General features: G+C 39.6%; 20 protein-coding genes. 15 read left to right on the top strand and 5 right to left on the bottom strand.

Going from position 1 to position 18,829, the window contains the following annotated elements:
* Positions 1-159 precede the first annotated feature (159 nt).
* The 4 genes from ACYX4O_RS12735 to ACYX4O_RS12720 all read left to right on the top strand — a co-directional run bounded on the left by ACYX4O_RS12735 (position 160) and on the right by ACYX4O_RS12720 (position 2,519).
* Positions 160-417 carry a hypothetical protein gene (locus ACYX4O_RS12735; protein WP_476351446.1) on the top strand — a complete coding sequence of 86 codons (258 nt, stop codon included), beginning with the start codon at positions 160-162 and terminating at the stop codon, positions 415-417.
* 85 nt (positions 418-502) lie between these two features.
* Positions 503-949 carry a hypothetical protein gene (locus ACYX4O_RS12730; protein WP_476351444.1) on the top strand — a complete coding sequence of 149 codons (447 nt, stop codon included), beginning with the start codon at positions 503-505 and terminating at the stop codon, positions 947-949.
* A 113-nt stretch (positions 950-1,062) separates the two neighbouring features.
* Positions 1,063-1,362 carry a DUF4306 domain-containing protein gene (locus ACYX4O_RS12725; protein ID WP_476351442.1) on the top strand — a complete coding sequence of 100 codons (300 nt, stop codon included), beginning with the start codon at positions 1,063-1,065 and terminating at the stop codon, positions 1,360-1,362.
* A 68-nt stretch (positions 1,363-1,430) separates the two neighbouring features.
* The gene (locus ACYX4O_RS12720) at positions 1,431-2,519 is read left to right on the top strand and encodes an NAD(P)-binding protein (protein WP_476351440.1); all 1,089 of its coding nucleotides are present in this window, start codon (positions 1,431-1,433) and stop codon (positions 2,517-2,519) included.
* 129 nt (positions 2,520-2,648) lie between these two features.
* Here ACYX4O_RS12720 and ACYX4O_RS12715 read toward each other — a convergent pair whose 3' ends face one another.
* Complete coding sequence (locus ACYX4O_RS12715; RefSeq protein ID WP_476351438.1) at positions 2,649-3,173, bottom strand: dihydrofolate reductase family protein; 525 nt, start codon at positions 3,171-3,173, stop codon at positions 2,649-2,651.
* 103 nt (positions 3,174-3,276) lie between these two features.
* On the opposite strand from ACYX4O_RS12715, the gene ACYX4O_RS12710 reads away from it, so the two are divergent.
* From ACYX4O_RS12710 to ACYX4O_RS12685, 6 genes are all read left to right on the top strand, one after another.
* Positions 3,277-4,209: a helix-turn-helix transcriptional regulator gene (locus ACYX4O_RS12710; RefSeq protein ID WP_476351436.1), complete on the top strand. Its 933-nt coding sequence runs from the start codon at positions 3,277-3,279 to the stop codon at positions 4,207-4,209.
* A gap of 73 nt (positions 4,210-4,282) precedes the next feature.
* On the top strand, positions 4,283-4,399 hold the full coding sequence (locus ACYX4O_RS12705) for an RAxF-45 family protein (protein ID WP_476357125.1): 117 nt from the start codon (positions 4,283-4,285) through the stop codon (positions 4,397-4,399).
* A gap of 164 nt (positions 4,400-4,563) precedes the next feature.
* Entirely contained in the window at positions 4,564-6,411 is a 1,848-nt protein-coding gene (gene abc-f / locus ACYX4O_RS12700) for a ribosomal protection-like ABC-F family protein (protein WP_476351434.1), read from the top strand.
* Positions 6,412-6,487: 76 nt separating this feature from the next.
* On the top strand, positions 6,488-6,940 hold the full coding sequence (locus ACYX4O_RS12695; protein ID WP_476351432.1) for an ASCH domain-containing protein: 453 nt from the start codon (positions 6,488-6,490) through the stop codon (positions 6,938-6,940).
* Positions 6,941-6,983: 43 nt separating this feature from the next.
* The gene (locus ACYX4O_RS12690) at positions 6,984-7,367 is read left to right on the top strand and encodes a hypothetical protein (RefSeq protein ID WP_476351430.1); all 384 of its coding nucleotides are present in this window, start codon (positions 6,984-6,986) and stop codon (positions 7,365-7,367) included.
* 289 nt (positions 7,368-7,656) lie between these two features.
* The gene (locus tag ACYX4O_RS12685) at positions 7,657-9,114 is read left to right on the top strand and encodes a UDP-N-acetylmuramoyl-L-alanyl-D-glutamate--2,6-diaminopimelate ligase (RefSeq protein ID WP_476351428.1); all 1,458 of its coding nucleotides are present in this window, start codon (positions 7,657-7,659) and stop codon (positions 9,112-9,114) included.
* 99 nt (positions 9,115-9,213) lie between these two features.
* On the opposite strand, the gene ACYX4O_RS12680 is transcribed toward ACYX4O_RS12685, so the two are convergent.
* Entirely contained in the window at positions 9,214-9,414 is a 201-nt protein-coding gene (locus ACYX4O_RS12680) for a hypothetical protein (protein ID WP_476351426.1), read from the bottom strand.
* 198 nt (positions 9,415-9,612) lie between these two features.
* On the opposite strand from ACYX4O_RS12680, the gene ACYX4O_RS12675 reads away from it, so the two are divergent.
* From ACYX4O_RS12675 to ACYX4O_RS12665, 3 genes are all read left to right on the top strand, one after another.
* Positions 9,613-9,999, top strand: a complete 387-nt coding sequence (locus ACYX4O_RS12675; protein ID WP_476351424.1) for a DoxX family protein — start codon at positions 9,613-9,615, stop codon at positions 9,997-9,999.
* A gap of 138 nt (positions 10,000-10,137) precedes the next feature.
* Entirely contained in the window at positions 10,138-11,280 is a 1,143-nt protein-coding gene (locus ACYX4O_RS12670; RefSeq protein ID WP_476351422.1) for a M20 peptidase aminoacylase family protein, read from the top strand.
* 395 nt (positions 11,281-11,675) lie between these two features.
* Complete coding sequence (locus tag ACYX4O_RS12665; protein WP_476351420.1) at positions 11,676-13,817, top strand: type IA DNA topoisomerase; 2,142 nt, start codon at positions 11,676-11,678, stop codon at positions 13,815-13,817.
* A gap of 39 nt (positions 13,818-13,856) precedes the next feature.
* Here ACYX4O_RS12665 and ACYX4O_RS12660 read toward each other — a convergent pair whose 3' ends face one another.
* The 3 genes from ACYX4O_RS12660 to ACYX4O_RS12650 all read right to left on the bottom strand — a co-directional run bounded on the left by ACYX4O_RS12660 (position 13,857) and on the right by ACYX4O_RS12650 (position 15,991).
* Positions 13,857-14,285, bottom strand: a complete 429-nt coding sequence (locus tag ACYX4O_RS12660) for a hypothetical protein (protein WP_476351418.1) — start codon at positions 14,283-14,285, stop codon at positions 13,857-13,859.
* A gap of 154 nt (positions 14,286-14,439) precedes the next feature.
* A complete protein-coding gene (locus ACYX4O_RS12655) occupies positions 14,440-14,835 on the bottom strand; it encodes a VOC family protein (RefSeq protein ID WP_476351416.1) in 396 nt (131 codons plus the stop codon).
* Between the two features lie 202 nt (positions 14,836-15,037).
* Complete coding sequence (locus tag ACYX4O_RS12650; protein ID WP_476351414.1) at positions 15,038-15,991, bottom strand: calcium/sodium antiporter; 954 nt, start codon at positions 15,989-15,991, stop codon at positions 15,038-15,040.
* 538 nt (positions 15,992-16,529) lie between these two features.
* Between ACYX4O_RS12650 and nhaC the strand changes: the two genes are divergently transcribed.
* Together nhaC and ACYX4O_RS12640 are read left to right on the top strand one after the other, a co-directional pair.
* The gene (gene nhaC, locus ACYX4O_RS12645; protein ID WP_476351412.1) at positions 16,530-17,948 is read left to right on the top strand and encodes a Na+/H+ antiporter NhaC; all 1,419 of its coding nucleotides are present in this window, start codon (positions 16,530-16,532) and stop codon (positions 17,946-17,948) included.
* A gap of 16 nt (positions 17,949-17,964) precedes the next feature.
* Positions 17,965-18,819 carry an MBL fold metallo-hydrolase gene (locus ACYX4O_RS12640; protein WP_476351410.1) on the top strand — a complete coding sequence of 285 codons (855 nt, stop codon included), beginning with the start codon at positions 17,965-17,967 and terminating at the stop codon, positions 18,817-18,819.
* Positions 18,820-18,829 lie beyond the last annotated feature (10 nt).

Here is an 18,829-nt window from a genome sequence, read left to right as displayed (position 1 = left end):
TTATAATGTATCTGTATTTAGGAGTACCAAATAAGTTGTAATGATTGAATAACAAATGTGTTGCTAACAGTTGAGATTGTTGTGCAAGAGTAGTCATTTCTTTACCTGAACAATTTAAGTAATGAATATCAGAGAACCAAAACGAAACGGAGGGGTTTTATGACAAAGGATAATTATTATCGTTTTGTAACTATCGGGCTTACCACATCTGTGTTAGGGTTTGTACTTTTATTTTTTAGTACTAACTTTGGCACATTAATGGCTGGCAAGGATAGATCGGATCCTGCTTTATTTCATATTAGGGTAGAAAGCTATATAAATAGCTTTATAGTTTGTGGAGGGATACTTTTCGGCGTAGGGCTTGTTACTCTTATCCTAACCCATTATATAATGATGACTTTTTCGGAAAAGCAGTAAGCTATGTTTTTGATCTGTGTTTTAATAGGTGTTCCTATTGAACTAACAGCGCAAAAGAGTTGAAGAAGAGGTAGGGAGCAAGAGTATGAGAAATAAATGGCTTTTAATTATAAGTGTTGTAATAATAATCTTTTTTATCGTTAAGCAGTTTAATGATTATAGAGAAAAAGGGTTAGATGATGTAATTAGCTATGATTTATCCAACTTCGAATCTTTGTTGTTTAATAAAGGTATAGAGCGATTTGAATGGAGAACGGATCAAAAGCTACACGCAGAAGAGTTTAATGACTTCCTGAGCAACTATCGTATCAAAAGGATGGGTGACCATGAGTGGGATAGTGATGTGTCAAAAGAAGAAGGTTTTATGGTTTCAATCTATTCAAAAGGTAAACAGATACCGATAGAAGCTACCATTTACGAAAAGCGTGTTCATTTTTTTAATGAACATAAATACTATCATGTTATAAATGACCCAATTGATGTCGATTGGATCAAAAATTTTATTAGGGAAAATGAACAATTACAAGAATAACTTTCTCAATGAATGCTCTTCAACTAACGGATTTGATTATTGAACAAGAGCTGTAGCTCATAAGTTACCAGGTGGCATCGTTTAAATAGAAGCATTTTATAGGGGGGATTTGTGTGAGCAAATGGTGGGGATTGTGGTGGGTTTGCATACCTATTTTTATCGTGTCCTATATTTATTCGATGATCATATCAAGTAAAATCGTTTATTTGCCACAATCAGATTGCAAGCCACAATTCATCTTCACACCTCAAGATGTGCAGTATTGTAGCGATGTTTATCCAATTGATGTGTTTTTAATTGCCTTAAAGACAAACCCAATTATTTATATCTCTATATTGACCGGACTTTATATAGTGGGTTTCTTAGTTTATGTATTACTCGTTAAGATACAGAGAAGGAAATCCTCTAGCTAACAGACGCAATAGTAAAGAAGAATAAAATAACCCTCCTTACAAACACTATGGAAAAAGGGGGCGACTTTGTGAAAATAGCGATTATCGGGGCAGGGCTTGCTGGTCTTTCATGTGCATTGACCTTGGAAAAACACGGGCATACTGCTGATATATTTGAACAACGGAAGGAATTAGGTTTAAAGTATGACATTGCGGAATTGATGACTCCTATTCTTCACGCACCCATTAAGGACGCTGTTAAATTCTTCTCAGAAACCTATGATATCCATTTAAAGCCGGCCAGCAATGTACAGAAGATCTATGTTCATTCGGAAAAGGAGTCTGCTTATGTAGAAGGGAAAATAGGTTTTTCCAATATGCGTGGTAACTATAAGGAATCCTACGAGAAGCAATTAGCTCAACAGTTAGAGCATAGTAAAATTTATTATGACAACCATGCGAATTACGAAAACATATCAAAAGAATACACCCATGTTGTAGTAGCCACAGGCGACCCAAAGGATACCCAACAAATTCAGCCCTTTGATGTAGCATTCCCTTCAGCTTTTTCCGGTGCGATTGTGAAAGGAGATTTTGTTCGAAATGAAGTGCACACCTGGTTCAATAACGACTTTGCTCCAAAAGGTATGGGCTACCTGATTCCGCATTCCAATACGGAAGCCACTCTCGTGATTGTCTATCCTCAATATAAAGAGGAATGGTTACAAAAAAGAGATGAGTTCTGGGACAAAATGGTGAAAGAAGCCTCCCATAAACTGAATCAGGAAATTGTTATTGAAAAAGAATTTACCATTACTGATTATATGATAGGAAAGTGTCGTCATCCAAGGATTGGAAACACGTTCTTTGTTGGAAACTGTTTCGGAGCCATTACTCCATTCTTGGGTTTTGGGCAGACGGGATCTCTTCTTACTGGAATTTATGCCGCTCATGATATTTGCGGACTTGGCGACTATGAAACGCTTTGTAAGCCGCTCTTGAAAGATTATGATGATTCTCTAGTACTCCGAAGAGGGATTGAACGCTTAAACAACCACCAACTCGATTTAGTGACAAAGTCTCTTCACAATTCGATGGTAAGAAAGGTTGTCATTCAGCCGAACATGAGTGTTTTAAAAGGACTAAGCCACTTGTTGAAGCCTTTTATATCAAAGTAACAATAAACATCTATTCAATGGATGGGTTGGTGGTAAGCAATACCCGTTTAAAATTAATTAAGGTTGTTGGAGCTATATATACAAGCAAAAAAACGCAGAGTGTTAGCTAAACACTCTGCGCTCCCTCTATTACTTCATTTTTGAATAGGTTGACTCCACAACATCCCCGTGTTGTTTGACTTCGTTCAATGAAAGTTTCTTTTCCTCTAATGGCTTCTCGAAAAGTGGAATCCCATCACCAAGAATTATGGGCATCGTAAAGATCTTAAATTCATCAATGAGATCTCGAGCTATAAAATTCTTTAAGAGGGAAGCACCTCCCACAATCCAGATATCCTTACCACTTTGTTTCTTTACTCTTTCTATGAATGCTTCAGGAGCTTCTTTGGTAAATTGAACATGCTTATTCTCCCCGGTTTGTGTGGAGGAGAAGACATAATTGGTCTTGTCCGCATAAGGGAATTCATCTGCAAGTTGTAAAACATGCTCATATGTTTTTCTTCCCATTAAGGTTGTATCAATTGTTTCCATAAATTCGTAATAGCCGAAATCACTTCCCCCTTCAAATTGATGCAACCAATCCACACCCCCATTTTGATCAGCAATGTACCCGTCTAGACTTGTAGCAATGTATAACATGACGTTTCGTGACATTGATTTTTCATCCTTTCTCATGTAAAGTCTACTCTCTTACAAGACATACTATAGCAAGAAACGGTGACAGGTTTTGTCCTATTTTAGAAAAAGGAGTGGCAACATGTCTAAATCCTCTCGTTTATTCGAGATTATGATGTATATCAATAAGAGGAGAGCATTTACTGTACAAGAAGTCTCCAATGAATTCGGTCTTTCTACCCGTACTGTACGTCGGTATCTCGATGACCTAAGTGTGATGGGGCTTCCTCTTTATTCTGAGCAAGGGAGAGGTGGGGGATACCGTGTCTTACAAAACAATCTGGCATTTCCGGTTCTTTTTACGAAAGATGAATCCCTTTCCCTATTCTTCGCCTTTCAGTCTTTAGTTCATATGAATGATCTCCCATTCCAAGCGGAGGTTAAGACTTCCTTACATAAGCTTTATCATCAGTTAAATCCTGAAGCGAAGAAGAAAGTTGATGCAATCGAGAATCATGTACGTTTTTATTCACCAACCCGTAATGTAAGAAACCCATTCCTCCAAGATCTTCTCGATTTTAGTTTGAAGAAGGAACGTATTCAGGTAACGTATCGTTCAAAAGATAGGGATAAATCATACGTCGTATTTCCAATGGGGATCTTTGCGCAAGATGGTCTGTGGTATGTGCCTGTTTACGCTTATGAAAAAGAAAAGATTATCCTACTCCGTGCAGACCGAATTCTAAAGCTTGAATCAGCAGGAAAAGATGAAGAAATAAACATGAATCTAAATGATTTTTTTGCTTACACTCCCACGCATTATATGACTACGTTACGTGCTTTTTTAACCAATGAAGGAGCCAGGCAATGCAGCGGTCATCCTTTATTTCAGGATAACCTTAAAAGAGTTGATGAAGAAACGTGGATTCTTGAAATGGAAGGTGATGAGCAGGCGCTGATCTACTCTGCACCCTTCTTCTATCGTTTAGGGAAGGATGCAAAAGTAAAAGAGCCTCACTCATTAATCGAACGGATTACTTCCCATGCTAGAGAATTATTACATCACTATGAGTAAAAATTAGAATTGATTGAAAATTGCGAGTGTGCTAAGATAAGCATACCGAATTAGCTAGGAGGTGAATGAAGAGATGGTACACGCTTTAAAGAGCACGATTGATAGTCAATTATTATATATTCATCGTGCGCAAACTCATGGTTTTGTTGCTGACGGGACACGTCTGTCCTTTTTTAGCAACAGAATATGAGCACAGCGTGTGGGAATCCCTTCATTCAACCTATAGAACGGACCCGGAAACCACACGATAAGTGTGGTTTCTTTTTGTATATACGGAGTGCGGGCGTGACCCTTGAGAAACCATTCTCAAGGGCTTTTTGCGTTTAATAATAACCATAATCGGAGGAAAACACTATGTTAGTGACGATGAAAGATATAAAGAAATTCGTAAGCGGGGATTTATTATTTGAAGAGATCAACTTTGAGATCCATGAAGGGGATAAAGTAGGCCTAGTGGGTCGGAACGGAACGGGGAAGTCTACGCTCTTTAAACTGATTTCAGGATTAGATCAAGCAGACGAGGGAGAGCGTTTTGTAAGGAAACAAGCAACCATCGGCTATCTGGAACAGTTGCCGGACTTTAATAATGGGAGCGTTCAGGACTATTTGAAAGAAAGCTTTACGGAAGTTCTTGCTTTAGAGAAAAGAATGATCGAACTGGAGACGTTGATGCAGCAGCCTGAACAATTAGAAAAAGCCATGGAGGAATACGGCACTCTTCAAGATCAATATGCTCGCTTAGGAGGATATGAGCTTCAAGCAACGATTGAGAAAGTAGCGCATGGGCTTGGAGTTGAAGGATTATTGGATGCTTCTTTTGATAATTTAAGTGGCGGTGAGCAGACAAAGGTAGGGTTAGCGCGTCTCTTATTACAAGAACCGGATGTGCTTCTTCTAGATGAGCCAACAAACCATCTTGATCTCGAAGCCATCGAGTGGCTGGAAGGATTTATTCAAGGTTACACAGGAGCGGTATGGATCATTTCACACGATAGAACCTTTTTAGATCATACCGTGATGAGGATTATGGATTTAGAACAAGGAGAGCTGCTTCAGTATGAAGGGAACTTCTCCTCATTTGTAAATCAGAAAGAAGAGTTCCTGCTAGCGGAGTTTAAAGCCTATCAGGAGCAGCAGAAGAAGATTAAGAAAATGAAAGAAGCCATTAAGCGATTGCGACAGTGGGCGAATGAAGCCAACCCACCAAGTGAGAAGCTGTTCAGAAAAGCCAAAAGCATGGAAAAGGCCCTTGAGAAGATGGAGAAGAAAGAGAAGCCTTTACTTGATGCGAAGAAGATGGGATTAACCCTTGAAGCCAATGAACGGAGCGGGAATGATGTACTCATTGCTGAAGAGGTATGGAAACGGTATGGAAATCAGAATGTGTTAGCAGGAGCTAGCCTTCACCTCCGTTTTAAGGACCGTCTTGCCATTGTTGGACGAAACGGAAGCGGCAAGACGACGCTCCTTCGGTTGCTAATGGAACAAGAGACGCCAGATGAGGGTTGTATTAAGACTGGGACTGGAGTTCGCCTTGGGTATCTCCCTCAACATCCTTTGAAAGAAGTAGATGGGAACTTGCGTATAATTGACTACTTCAGGGAACAAATCTCTGTGACAGAAGGGGAAGCCCGTCATATTTTAGCAGGATTTATGTTCTTTGGATATGCGGTCTTCCGAAAGATCGGTCAGCTAAGCGGAGGAGAGCAAATGCGTGTGAAGCTCGCCATCTTTATGCATCAGGGAGTCAACCTGCTTGTATTAGATGAGCCGACAAACCACTTGGATATTGAATCTCAGGAAGTATTAGAAGAAGCCCTTCAGCAATTTAATGGAACGGTCCTTGCTGTATCCCATGATCGTTTCTTCCTCAACCGATGCTTTAGCGAATGTGCATTTTTAGAGGAGGGAAAGCTGTACCGATACAACCGTTCATTTGATGAGGCTCGATTGAAGCATGAGGAGAAGAAGGTTGTGAAAGAGCCTGAGAAGGGAGTTAGGAAGCAAAAGAAAGTTCCTGAGAAGAAGCCGGAAATACCTGATTATGAAGGGATGATTGAAACGTTAGAGATAGAGCTTACCTCCTTAACAGAAAAGATGAATACTGAAGAGGACTTGGAAGTATTAATGGAATTTCAGCAAGAAAAACAGGTTCTCGAAAAGAAAATAGAAGAGACATATGAGGAATGGTTGGGGGACTGAGTCTTTCTGAAAGATCTGCAATATAAGATTAGCTTGAATCAATCGAGCAAAACAATATAGGAAGAGGTAGAACAAAATGAGTCATAATTCAATTCAACAAATGTGGGATGACTTTAAGAAGGAAAACCCACAAGCACCGGAGGACTATGAGGCCTGGGCGTTTGGTGATTCAAGGGAGATGGCAGATGAACTGGCTGCATTGGTCTTAGATGGAACCAAAACAGCAACGGCTTCTAATTATTTAGCGTATGAAGAACATGAGTCATTGCCTTATGTTGGTCTTCATAACATTATTCTTGATGGAGAAGGGAGAGCAGTAGCGATTGCTGAGACGATTTCAGTTGAAGTTGTCCCTTTTAATGATGTGACCGAGGAGCATGCTTATTTAGAAGGGGAAGGGGACCGGACCTTGAAGTTCTGGCGTGGGGAACATGAGTCTTTTTTCAAAAAGGAGTTAGAGGAAGTAAATCAAGAATTCCATCATAAGATTCCCGTAGTATGTGAGAGGTTTAAAGTGTTATATAGCTAAATGAAGATCTAACGATAAAACATTCAAGAGCGGAGATAAGAATATGAATAAAGTTACAATGGTAGATGCAGAGAAGACTAAACTTAGTATCGAATATCTATACAAAGTAGACGGTTATCATACCATGAGGTTTATAGTTGAATCTCAAGGGTTTAAAGGGGATTCGAATTTCTGTATATCAAATGTTGATTTAACAGGAGTTTTAAGAAAAACAGAGTCGGTTCTAAAAGGGTTAAGAGGAAGCGTTGAAATTCGTGATCAAGATTCTGATGCTCATATCATGATGACTATGACAAGATTTGGGCACCTAATTGTGAATGGGCAAATCGGTGGTTCGTTTGATGACCATTCTTTAACGTTTACTTTTGATAGTGACCAGACAGTATTAGATAAGTTGAGATCCTTTTTGAAAGAGAACGTTGAATGAGTGATTTTTTCCTTCGAGCACATTAAGGTGTATTCCTTGTGTGCTCGTTTTTTTGGTTATTAATTCTTGAGGATTCAACACCCAGTGGGACGATGAACTTGTCCCTATGTCCCGTTTTGCTAATGTTTGTTTTAAGTAGTATCTTAACGGGGAATCCTGAAGGTTAGGCTCTTATAGAAATAATCTTAGGAGGCCATTCAGGATATTTTATTCTTTTTTAAAGTTTTTCTATTTTTTGGTGAAAATTAAGTAGAAGATTTTTAAGAAGGTTTATAAAAGGAGAGCGCACATGGAACTTCACGAATTAGACAACATCCTAAAAACTGTGGAATCTGAAAGTAATAGTGTATATCCCAAAACATTAATAAAAGGAATTTCCTGTAACTCTCAAGATGTTCAGGAAGGTTTTCTATTTATTGCAATCAAAGGATACCATCAAGATGGTCATCATTTTATTAATAACGCAATCGAAAATGGAGCATGTGGGGTAATAGGTGAAGAGAAGATCACAGATTTATCCGTTCCTTATTTTCAAGTAGATAACAGTCGAAATGCTTTAAGCATAATAAGTAATCATTTTTATAACTATCCTACGAACGGAAAAATTGTAATCGGTGTTACAGGTACAAATGGAAAGACCAGTACCAGCTATCTTTTAAGACAAATATTAGATGATAATGGTTTTTCTTGTGCGCTGTTTGGTAGCACTAAGAATATCATTAATGGTAAGAGTTATCCAACGGTTAATACTACACCAAACTTATTAGAAATAAATAGACTTTTAGCCCAAAGTGAAGATGACGTAGTGGTGATGGAAGTGTCGTCTCATGCTTTGACACAGCATAGAGTTGAAGGGATTTATTTCGATTATGCTTTGTTCACCAATCTTTCTCAGGATCATTTGGATTATCACGGTTCTATGGAAGAATATTTCAAGGCGAAGAGGAAACTTTTTGAGATGTTGAAAGACAAAGGAAAAGCGATCATTAACACAGATGACTTGTGGGGTGAGCAATTAGCGAGTCAGCTTGAGGATAAAAATATTCCAACGTTAGAAATCGGTGAAAATGAAAAAAGCGATGTAAAACTGGCGAGCTATACAACTAACCCACCGCGCTTATTGTTAAAGGAAAATAATGAAAGTATTTCAATTAGGCCTTCATTATACGGGTTACATAACATGTATAACATAGCTATGGCATATGGAACTGCAAAACAAATCGGAGTAGATACGAAAGGTGCTATTTCCGCGATTCAGCACTTTCAGGGAATTGAGGGGAGGTTTGCACTTACTGAATTAAGTAATGGGGCTACACTTGTTGTAGATTATGCTCATACCCCTCATGCTCTACTAAATTGCTTGAATACTGTAAGAGAAAACAGTGAGGGCAAGCTTATCCATATCTTTGGATTTAGAGGAGATAGGGACCCGGGCAAGAGAAAGGATATGGTATCGATCTCATCTGAAATGAGTGATCGATATATTCTTACCTTCGATGACCTGAATTCCGTTTCTCCTGAGGAAATGAAAGATACATTAATCAGCTACCAAGAAAGATATGGGAATGATAAGGGAGTTGTGATCACTGATCGTACATTGGCAATTGAGGAAGCTGTAAAAATGGCTGAAATGGGGGATTGGATTGTAATCACAGGTAAAGGTCATGAGAAGTACCAGCAACATCACCATTATCCCGTTGCCAATGATGAAGAGGCAGCCATTTATCATAATAAAGGAAAGGATTAGTACGAATAAAAACAGTTCGGGGGCTTTGAATACCGCGAACTGTTTTTTAAAGTTTTGAAATAAAAAGTAAATGAGAGTAAGCTTTTTAAGGGTCGTTTGTTAATCTCGGTCTTTATGGTTTTTGTAATTTTTCTCTACGATATATGTAACAAGGCCAAGAGAGAGCAGCCCAATACCTCCGAAAATAATTGCTATAACATCAAGTGTGGAATTTTTAAGAGTAAATAGTGATGAAAATAAGCTAATACCTACAATAGACAGGAATAACCAGTGAGAATACCTTGAAAGAAATTGCTTCATCGTTAGCCACCTTTACGATCTTCGTTATACTTTACTTTACGAATCATTTTTTCTAACAGATTAACTAAATAAATCCATTTCCTAATTCCATAATTCTACATAAGTTTCATAGTTCCTTTTGAATTAGTCATGTTGAGTCTATTCCTCATGCTTATTCCATACAATTTAATCTAGGCAACGATAAGTGAGGTGTTTTGTATGGATAAGAAAATAGGGTGGGGCCTCTTCGTCGGAAGAGTAATCCTTGGTGTCATCATGATGGCTCATGGATTTCAAAAGCTTGGTCATATGGAGAATACGGTTCAGATGTTTAGTAAATTAGGTCAGCCAGAGTGGTTAGCTTATGTTACAGCAGTTATTGAAGCAGTAGGTGGACTTTCTCTACTAGTTGGCCTTTTTGTAGTGCCATCTGCGATCTTACTCGGACTCACGATGATTGGAGCGATTGTACTTGTTAAGCTTCCTGTGGGATTGATCGGGGGATTTGAATTTCCTCTTGCATTACTTGGGCTGTCCATTATATTGGCGGTAACGGGGAGTGATAAACTGTCTGTTTCACACTTATTAAATAATAAACATGGCTGAAATAAGAACGTATGAGAATTCTTATTTTTTGAGTCGAACTTAATTGTTGCATTTTTCATATTTTACAGACATCTTGTTGTCCTTTATACTACTGTTCAAGTTCTATAATCAATTGAGCACAACGAGAGGGGATGCAGCATGTTACAGCAAATCGACGATAAAATTAGACAAGCCTTTAATTACTTACATGAGAATGGAGAAATAAGCTGGCAGGAATATAAGACGACCAACTATATCGAGGAGATTCTTCAGAGCTACGGGTGTGAAACAGAAACCTTTGACGCCTGCCCTGGTGTCGTAGGGAAGTATGGAAATTTTGACGGGACCGTACCTGTTGTAGCCTTAAGAGCAGATATTGATGCGCTTTGGCAGGAAGTAAACGGCACACAATGTGCAAATCACTCCTGCGGTCATGATTCTCATATGGCCATGGTCCTTGGAGTTTTATATCTTATACATAGTCTTGAAGATTTGAAAGATCAAGTAGCGGTCAAATTCATCTTTCAACCCGCTGAAGAGAAAGCTGCCGGTGCGCTCAAAATGGTCGAGCTTGGTGTGGTCGAAGATGTTGATTATTTATTTGGCGTGCATTTGAGGCCTCAAGCAGAAGTGAAGGATGGCTATGCGACACCTATGATTGGTCACGGTGCCACAAAGCTAATGGAAATTGAAATCGATGGAGAGGATGCTCACGGGGCGAGACCTCATCTGACTCATAATGCAGTGAATGTAGGTACGCAACTAGTGAACGCAATCAATCAGATTCGTATGAACCCAGGAGTCCCTCATTCCGCAAAAGTAACGAAATTCCATGCTGGCGGTCCGAATACAAACATCATTCCTGGTAAGGCTTCACTTTCACTCGATCTAAGAGCGCAAACGAATCCCGTTATGGCTGAATTAGAAGAGCAAGTAGAGCATATCTTTAAGTCGATTGAATTTCAGTATGGTACGACCATTAAAGTTGGCGCAATTAATCAAATTGCAGCCGCCATGACGAATGAAGAGGCGATTGAAGTGATGAGAGGGGCAATTGTATCAGAGTTAGGCGCTGACTATACGTTGGAACCGACCGTAACTCCTGGAGGGGACGATTTTCACTTCTATACCATTAAGAAGCCTGAACTAAAAGCGACCATGCTTGGGCTAGGGTGCGACCTGAACCCTGGATTGCATCATCCGTATATGACATTTAATCAAGACAGAATGATTGATGGGGCGAGGATCCTCACGCGTGCTGTGTTAAATGTGTATGGGTTAAATAAAGAATTCTCTAACTAAGTTTGAAAGGATTTGACCTTCCTTCTAGGAGAAGGAGCCACATTTAAAGATATAGCTTGTCAATAAGGATATAGACCAATTTTAACGAACACGTAATTTACGTAACCTTTTCTTAAACAACTCTTCCTAATCATGGTAAAATAATGGTGGAGGTGACGATTCGTTGAGCCGTAAGAAAAGGAAAGAACACAGGGATTCTACTCTATTGTATTTCGATGTCTTCTTTGAGGTACTCTTGTATCTTCCCCGATTAATCGGGAAGATGGTAAAATGGATCGTGGAAGCAATCTAACTGTTGCTTCCTTCTTCTCTTTATTCCCCACCTTTCTATCCTTCCCCTTGCCTTCTCTATCATCTCATAGTACAGTTGTGTTTCGTTGAAAGGAGTGGAGACCATGACGCGAGTGGTCATCTTAGCCGAGAAACCATCTCAAGCGAAAGCCTACGCTGATGCATTTCAAATTAAAGAAAAAACGAAAACATATATCGAACTAAAACCAGATAACACGTTTCCAGAAGGTGCCACGATTACATGGGGGATCGGTCACCTCGTTGAATTGAAAGAACCTCATGATTATAAGCCGGAATGGAAGAAGTGGAAGCTCGATCAATTGCCCATCGTTCCGGATCAATTTTATGAGAAAGTCTCAAGCGGAAAGTGGGAGCAGTTTAAGGTTGTGAAGTCACTATTCCAGAAAGCGGACGTTATCATAAACGGAGCCGACGTCGACCGTGAAGGGTCAAATATTTTCTACAGTATCCTTCGCCTGACTGGTGTAAAGGGGAAACCGGTTAAGCGGCTATGGATCAATTCTTTAGAAAAAGACGAAGTCCAAAAAGGGTTCAATCAGCTTCAAACGAATGAAAAGGACCTGCTTCTCTTTGATGAAGCGAAAGCCCGTCAGATTAGCGACTGGATGGTGGGGATCAATGCAAGTCGCCTGTTTACCGTTTTACTTCAAAAGAAGGGCTTTTCAGGTTATCTATCAATCGGACGAGTCCAGTCTCCTACCGTGTATTTAATCTATCAAAGGCAAAAAGAGATTGAGAACTTTGTCTCTGAACCTTTCTACCAAATTGAAGGACTCTTCCAAGCGGAGAAGGGAAGCTATAAAGGCTTAGCCAAGATTAAAGAGAAAGACAAAGCCAAAGTCCAAGCGCTTATGGATCAACACGGTCTGAAAGAGAAAGAAGACATTCAAGGAACCGTTCAAAGCGTTGATAAGAAGACGAAGCATCAGAAATCTCCGAAGCTTCACTCTCTGTCGACGTTACAAAGTATAGCCAACAAGCGCTGGAAGTATAGCCCGTCACAGGTGCTTAAAACGATGCAAAAGCTGTATGAGAAGCGTCTCGTTACCTATCCACGTACAGACTGTAACTACATTACGGATAACGAATTCTCATACTTGGTGAAGAATCTAGGACGTTATCAGGAAGCGATGAACGTATCGTTTACCCCTGCCTCAACAAGACCAAGCAAACGCTACGTCGACAGCAGCAAAGTTCAGGAGCACTATGCCATCATCCCGACTAAAACAGTCCCAACTCAAAACAAAATCAATGGACTAAGCAGGGAAGAGAAGAACATCTATAGTGAAATTATGCTCAATACACTTGCCATGTTCCATGAAGACTATGTGTATGAAGAAACGACGATCATGACGGATGTAAAAGGTCTAGTGTTCAAATCAACTGGCCGAACGGAAGTGAAGCGCGGTTGGAAGGAACTCTTTCCAAAGCCCGCTAAATCAAATCAAGACAAAGATGCTTTATTACCAGAAGTGAAAAACGGGGAAGAAGTAGGTGCCCGTGTTCATATTAAAGAAAGCATGACGCAACCACCAAAGCCGTATACAGAAGGTCAATTGATCAACATGATGAAAACGTGCGGGAAATTTATTGATAACGAGGAAGATGTTGAGATCCTAAAAGAAGTCGAAGGCCTCGGTACAGAAGCAACTCGCTCTGGCATCATTGAAACGATCAAAGCTCAGAAGTATATCGAAGTGAAGAAGAACGTTGTGTACGTGACCGAGAAGGGGATCACCTTGTGTGAAGCCATTGAAGGGACGCTTCTATCTAGTCCTGCCATGACCGCTAAATGGGAATCTTACCTAAAGAAAATCGGTAACGGCCAAGGATCTAAACAAACGTTTATTAAACAAACGAATCAGTTTATTCATAAGCTCATAGAAGAAACGCCTTCCACGATTGAGAAGGTGCAAGTACGTGACACGGGTGAAGGGAACAAAAAGAAATACAACACCCCAATTGCCAAGTGCCCAGCTTGTCCAACAGGATCCATTGTGGATCGGTATAAGTTTTATGGGTGTTCTGCCTATAAAGAAGGGTGTAAAGTATCCTTCCCGAAAAAGCTAGCAGGAAAGACGTTGACGCAAAATATGATTAAAACACTCTGTGAGAAGAAGCAGACGAAGGTGTTGAAAGGGTTTAAGGGGAAGAAGCCGTTTAGTACGGCACTGAAGTTGGATCAAGAATATAAGATTAAGTTTGATTTTGAGAAGAAGGTTTAAGGGTTCGCCGCTACTTTGGAGTAGCGGCGAATTCTGCTTTTAATTATAAAATTGTGTTTTATTGTCTGTCGCATTTAACGTGAATCCATCAACATCAGAGTTGTATGTGATCTCAACAAGTATCTCATTCCTACTATCCTCTTTAAGCAAGGTTGCCGTGACGAAACGATTTATATTTCCGTCAAAATCTTCATATGTATGTGAAACTTTAGCCTGCGTGTATCCCTGACCATAAATATATTCCTTTCCATCCTCTAAACTGAGATGAAACAAGTCATTTTCAGGATTGTTTCTTACTCTCCTTAACCAGCTATCAATTTCATCGGAATATTCGTCATCTAAAGAAAGATACTCATAGTTCACGAACGATGGACTACTAGTATCCTCGTTAGAATTTGATTGCCATCCAATGAAAAAGAATAAACCTAATAGTAAACTAAATAGGATTCCCTTTTGTTTTATGCCCATCTTAATGCTCCTTTAAGATCAATATCGCCTTTCGTAAATGTACCTATGTAATGTAATAATTTTTCTAAACGAGTATAACATAAATAGCAGAAAGTCAGCTTTAAAATAAAAGAAAAGGCACTATAAAAGCGCCTTTACTAGTGATAAAACGATTCTATTTTGCACTTTCATCTGGTTGATGAATGCCAAAGATATTTCCTTCTGTATCTTTGTAGTACCCCTGCCAAGCCATTCCAGGAAGGGCGTACTTCGGTAGGGCTACTTCGCCACCATGTTCGAGAATTTTTGCCTCAATAGCATTGTAATCTTCTACTCCCATAGTACAAGTAAAGCCACTTACAGGTTGATTTGGTTGTGGGGCTGGGCCTTGCCGTTTCATTAAAGCGCCATTAATTCCTGGTATATCCTCACCGCCAGTCACAGCTCCCAAATAAGGCATACCAGCAAATTCGCTCCAGTCTTCAAATGTCCATCCAAAAACTTCACCGTAAAAACTCTTTGCGCGATTCATGTCATCAACGTGAATTTCAAAATGTACTAATCTACCCATATTTCCCTCCTGAATAACCTATATAGTTTGGTGAACAGGTCCCTACTGTAATTTCTACAAATTTGACCGAGTTTCCTTCTTCTGACTGAATGAAATGAACAATTATCCGGAGGTGTCTCTGTCATACAACACTATTTAGGTGGGGAGGTATACTTACCGGCATAACTCTAATTTTAGAGTAGGCTTTTTCATGATAAGAATGTTAGTTTCTCAAGATAATGTAAACAAGATAAATGATATACATAGTCAGAAGGATAAACCCTTCTGTTTTTCCAATTTTGTAATTAGTCCTAGAGAATAGGAACAACAACAAACTAAATGCAATCATAATCAATACATCAACGAATATTTTCCCATTCACAGGTAAAGGTGTTATGACAGCTGAAGACCCCAGAACAAATAGGATGTTGAAAATGTTGCTTCCAACGACATTTCCTAATGCAATTCCACTTTCTTTCTTCAATGCTGCAGATATAGAGGTTACCAGTTCAGGAAGAGAAGTACCAATCGCAATGATCGTTAAACCGACTAACGTATCACTCATTCCTAGTGCATAAGCAATCTCTGTTCCATTATCTACTACTAGGTCTCCGCCCAAAATAATAGCTCCTAAACCTAATAGCGTTAAAAGGATGTTTTTCCCCCACTTTATATTTGTGGGGATTGGCTCTTGTGCCGATGTATTTCGGCTTTTCATACCCACTTCAATGACATAGTACACAAATATAGATAGGAACAATAAGAAGATGATTCCGTCACCGCGCGTTAGAAAGTTTCCGCTAAACCCTTGTAATCTCGTATCACTTACAAGCACGAGTAAAGCCCCACTAGCCAGTAATATAAATGGAATTTCTTTTCTAGTTGTTTCACTTTCTACCATTAACGGATATAAAAAGGCTGCTATCCCTACTACTAACGTAATATTAAAGATGTTACTACCTACAACATTCCCAAGTGAAACTTCCGCATTTCCGTGTAATGCGGCAATAATACTAACAGTTGCCTCAGGAGAGCTTGTGCCAAAAGCTACAATCGTTAACCCGATCAATATAGGTGGTACACGTAAGAGTCTGGCAATGTTAGAGGAACCATCCACGAATAGGTCGGCTCCTTTAATTAATAAACCGAACCCAACAAGCAATAAGACATAGGCCATAGTTTTCCGTCAAACTCCTTTTTATTTTTACTTATATACCAACTTCCCTTTTTAGTTGTATTTAAAAAGGTTCGTTCAGCTTTTTGTATAGTGAAAGCATAGAAGGGTCCATCATATCTTGAGTGGTAACTTAAATATCGAATTTATAAGTAGTAATTTTAATGAACAAATCCTAATCTCGCACATAAACCATTACAATCTTTACTGATGATACTTCTCTATTATCAAGAATTTAAGTAGGATTTTCCGAAAAGGAGTTCATTCTTTTTTATTAACTTTACTTATATGTCACCTCCATAACTATACTATTCTGCTGAACTTCCTTTATACATGGGGGCACGTGGTCCGGTCATAGATTTTATGTGCGTTGAATTTACAGGGTGACGTTCCATCTATTTGTAATCATTTTGCCTCAGATCTTTCCGTTGACAATTTCTAAATTGAGCATGTAGAATAATAGCTACTATACTTTATCAATTAAAAGCATAAAAGCATAAAAGTGCTAAAGTAAAATGGTGATTTGAAAGGATGATAGATTATGAGACGAGAACCCCGTATATGGCAAGCACTGCTTCCGTTGATTGCTTTAATCGGAGCAGCCGCTTGTTCAATATTCTTCTGGAAGGTAGGCATGTACATTCCCTTTATCATCGGAATTGTGACATCAGCCCTTGTTGGGAAACGTCTTGGATATAGCTGGAATGAACTGCAGCAATTCTTAACAAACGGTGTTTCAAAAGCATTACCCGCTATTTTTATATTACTTATTATTGGAACCATTGTGGGAACGTGGATCCTTAGCGGAACCATTCCAACATTAATTTACTATGGACTTGAACTGATACAACCTAACTTTTTCTTACCAACTGTTGTAATCACATCAGGAATTGTGGCGATTACACTAGGAAGTTCTTTTACGTCTATTGCTACAATAGGCTTGGCCTTCATGGCGATCGGGACAAGTTTAGGATTTACACCTGCTCATGTTGCTGGGGCTATTATTTCAGGTGCTTTCTTTGGAGACAAGCTTTCCCCGTTATCTGACACTACGAACATTGCCCCGGCGATGGTTGAGGTTAATTTGTTTGATCATGTGAAACACATGATGTGGGATACAATTCCTGCTTTTATACTGACTGTCATTGCTTTTTGGATCCTTGGGTTAAATACAACAACTGGTGAGTTTAATAAGAATCAAATTGAGACCATTCTAAACGGGTTGGATAACGTATTTGTCATTCATCCATTGCTCTTGTTATTACCGGTTGTCACGATTATGTTAATGGTCCGTCGTGTTCCGGCGATTCCTGCTTTAGTAGTTGTAAGTGCACTTGGGGGACTTGTTGCGATGATGGTTCAAGGCAACACGGTATCAGAGGTTATGCAATCCATGACAAGTGGATTCGCGTCTGAAACAGGAAATGACACGCTTGATAGCCTTCTTTCTAAGGGAGGAATTGATTCGATGCTCTCTACTGTAGCGCTTGTCACCTTCGCTACTTCCCTTGGAGGGATAATGGAGGGGATTCAAGTGTTCGATGTGTTAATTCATCGGCTAATTGACAAGGTGAAGAGTACAGGTTCTTTAATTTCAACCACTCTACTATCCACTTTCTTTGTAAGCTTCGTTAGTGGAGCCATGTATTTAGCGATCATACTTCCATCGAAAGCATTTCTTAGTGTGTACCGAGAAAGAGGGATTTCAGAAACCAATTTATCTCGTAACGTAGAAGCTGCTGGGACAGTAGGGGTAACTCTTGTTCCGTGGGGTGTACCGGCTGTTTTTGCAAGTGGTTTAATGGATATAAGCCCTTATTCGTTTATTCCATTTATCTTCTTTGCATACTTTGTGCTACTGATTAATGTTATTTATGGATACACTGGTTTCACCATTACAAAAGAAGAACCTGCTTTACCTTCAGAGGAAGAAAATTGGGAATACCCTAAAACGGTATAAGAGAGGTCGTTTCATCATGACAATTGTACAAGTACTGGGCACAGCTCAGGATGGGGGAGTGCCCCAGCCTGGGTGTTTCTGTACCAACTGCCAACGAGCAAAATTATCTACTAGACTGCGTCGTAATGCCGCTTGCATCGGTATTGTGGACGAGCAAACAAAGGAGTGGTCCCTTGTGGATGCCACTCCAGATATTAAATTACAGATGGAGCAGTTGGAAACCGCATTACACCCTAAGCCTCAATCTATTTGGCTTACACATGCTCACATTGGACATTATCCTGGACTGATTTTCCTCGGAAAAGAAGCGATGAACACGCACAAATTGCCAGTGTATGTGGGTGCTGAATTAGGGGAGTTTCTTCACCATCATCTTCCATGGAGCACACTGGTAGAGAGCAAGAACATTTCAATTGAATCACTACAGCATGGAAAGACCTATTACCAGGGGGATTACTCAATAATCCCTTTACTCGTCCCTCATCGAACTGAATACTCTGAGACTTTTGGATTTGTTATTAAAGGGAGGGTGAGCTCTCTTCTATACATCCCAGACATTGACAGGTGGGAAGATTGGGAGGAAGACCTTCTCTCTGTGGCAAAAGAGGTGGATTATTGCTTGCTTGACGCCACTTTTTATTCAGAAGGGGAGGTGAAAGGGCTCGGACGTGAACCGAAATCCATCCCGCATCCTTTCATGGAAGAGACGATGGACCGCCTTCAGCCATTAGTAGACAAGAAGGGGCTAACGGTTTATTTTACACATTTAAACCACAGTAATCCTGTTCTTGATCCTAATACGGATGCCTATAAGACGGTTATTCAAAGAGGGTTTAAGATTGCGGAGGAAGGAATGACGATTCAATTATAGGAAGAATATG

This window comes from Pontibacillus sp. ABV4_188, from assembly GCF_056311905.1.
The sequence above is the reverse complement of the archived record's forward strand: the minus strand, read 5'-3'. Positions and strand labels throughout refer to the sequence as shown.

What these genes read in the sequence shown, in the direction of transcription:
- ACYX4O_RS12735 (WP_476351446.1), top strand. Translation starts at nt 160, where the DNA reads ATGACAAAGGATAATTATTATCGTTTTGTAACTATCGGGCTTACCACA.
- ACYX4O_RS12730 (WP_476351444.1), top strand. Translation starts at nt 503, where the DNA reads ATGAGAAATAAATGGCTTTTAATTATAAGTGTTGTAATAATAATCTTT.
- ACYX4O_RS12715 (WP_476351438.1), bottom strand. Translation starts at nt 3,173, where the DNA reads ATGTCACGAAACGTCATGTTATACATTGCTACAAGTCTAGACGGGTAC.
- ACYX4O_RS12710 (WP_476351436.1), top strand. Translation starts at nt 3,277, where the DNA reads ATGTCTAAATCCTCTCGTTTATTCGAGATTATGATGTATATCAATAAG.
- ACYX4O_RS12705 (WP_476357125.1), top strand. Translation starts at nt 4,283, where the DNA reads ATGGTACACGCTTTAAAGAGCACGATTGATAGTCAATTATTATATATT.
- abc-f (WP_476351434.1), top strand. Translation starts at nt 4,564, where the DNA reads ATGTTAGTGACGATGAAAGATATAAAGAAATTCGTAAGCGGGGATTTA.
- ACYX4O_RS12695 (WP_476351432.1), top strand. Translation starts at nt 6,488, where the DNA reads ATGAGTCATAATTCAATTCAACAAATGTGGGATGACTTTAAGAAGGAA.
- ACYX4O_RS12690 (WP_476351430.1), top strand. Translation starts at nt 6,984, where the DNA reads ATGAATAAAGTTACAATGGTAGATGCAGAGAAGACTAAACTTAGTATC.
- ACYX4O_RS12685 (WP_476351428.1), top strand. Translation starts at nt 7,657, where the DNA reads ATGGAACTTCACGAATTAGACAACATCCTAAAAACTGTGGAATCTGAA.
- ACYX4O_RS12680 (WP_476351426.1), bottom strand. Translation starts at nt 9,414, where the DNA reads ATGAAGCAATTTCTTTCAAGGTATTCTCACTGGTTATTCCTGTCTATT.
- ACYX4O_RS12675 (WP_476351424.1), top strand. Translation starts at nt 9,613, where the DNA reads ATGGATAAGAAAATAGGGTGGGGCCTCTTCGTCGGAAGAGTAATCCTT.
- ACYX4O_RS12670 (WP_476351422.1), top strand. Translation starts at nt 10,138, where the DNA reads ATGTTACAGCAAATCGACGATAAAATTAGACAAGCCTTTAATTACTTA.
- ACYX4O_RS12665 (WP_476351420.1), top strand. Translation starts at nt 11,676, where the DNA reads ATGACGCGAGTGGTCATCTTAGCCGAGAAACCATCTCAAGCGAAAGCC.
- ACYX4O_RS12660 (WP_476351418.1), bottom strand. Translation starts at nt 14,285, where the DNA reads ATGGGCATAAAACAAAAGGGAATCCTATTTAGTTTACTATTAGGTTTA.
- ACYX4O_RS12655 (WP_476351416.1), bottom strand. Translation starts at nt 14,835, where the DNA reads ATGGGTAGATTAGTACATTTTGAAATTCACGTTGATGACATGAATCGC.
- ACYX4O_RS12650 (WP_476351414.1), bottom strand. Translation starts at nt 15,991, where the DNA reads ATGGCCTATGTCTTATTGCTTGTTGGGTTCGGTTTATTAATTAAAGGA.
- nhaC (WP_476351412.1), top strand. Translation starts at nt 16,530, where the DNA reads ATGAGACGAGAACCCCGTATATGGCAAGCACTGCTTCCGTTGATTGCT.
- ACYX4O_RS12640 (WP_476351410.1), top strand. Translation starts at nt 17,965, where the DNA reads ATGACAATTGTACAAGTACTGGGCACAGCTCAGGATGGGGGAGTGCCC.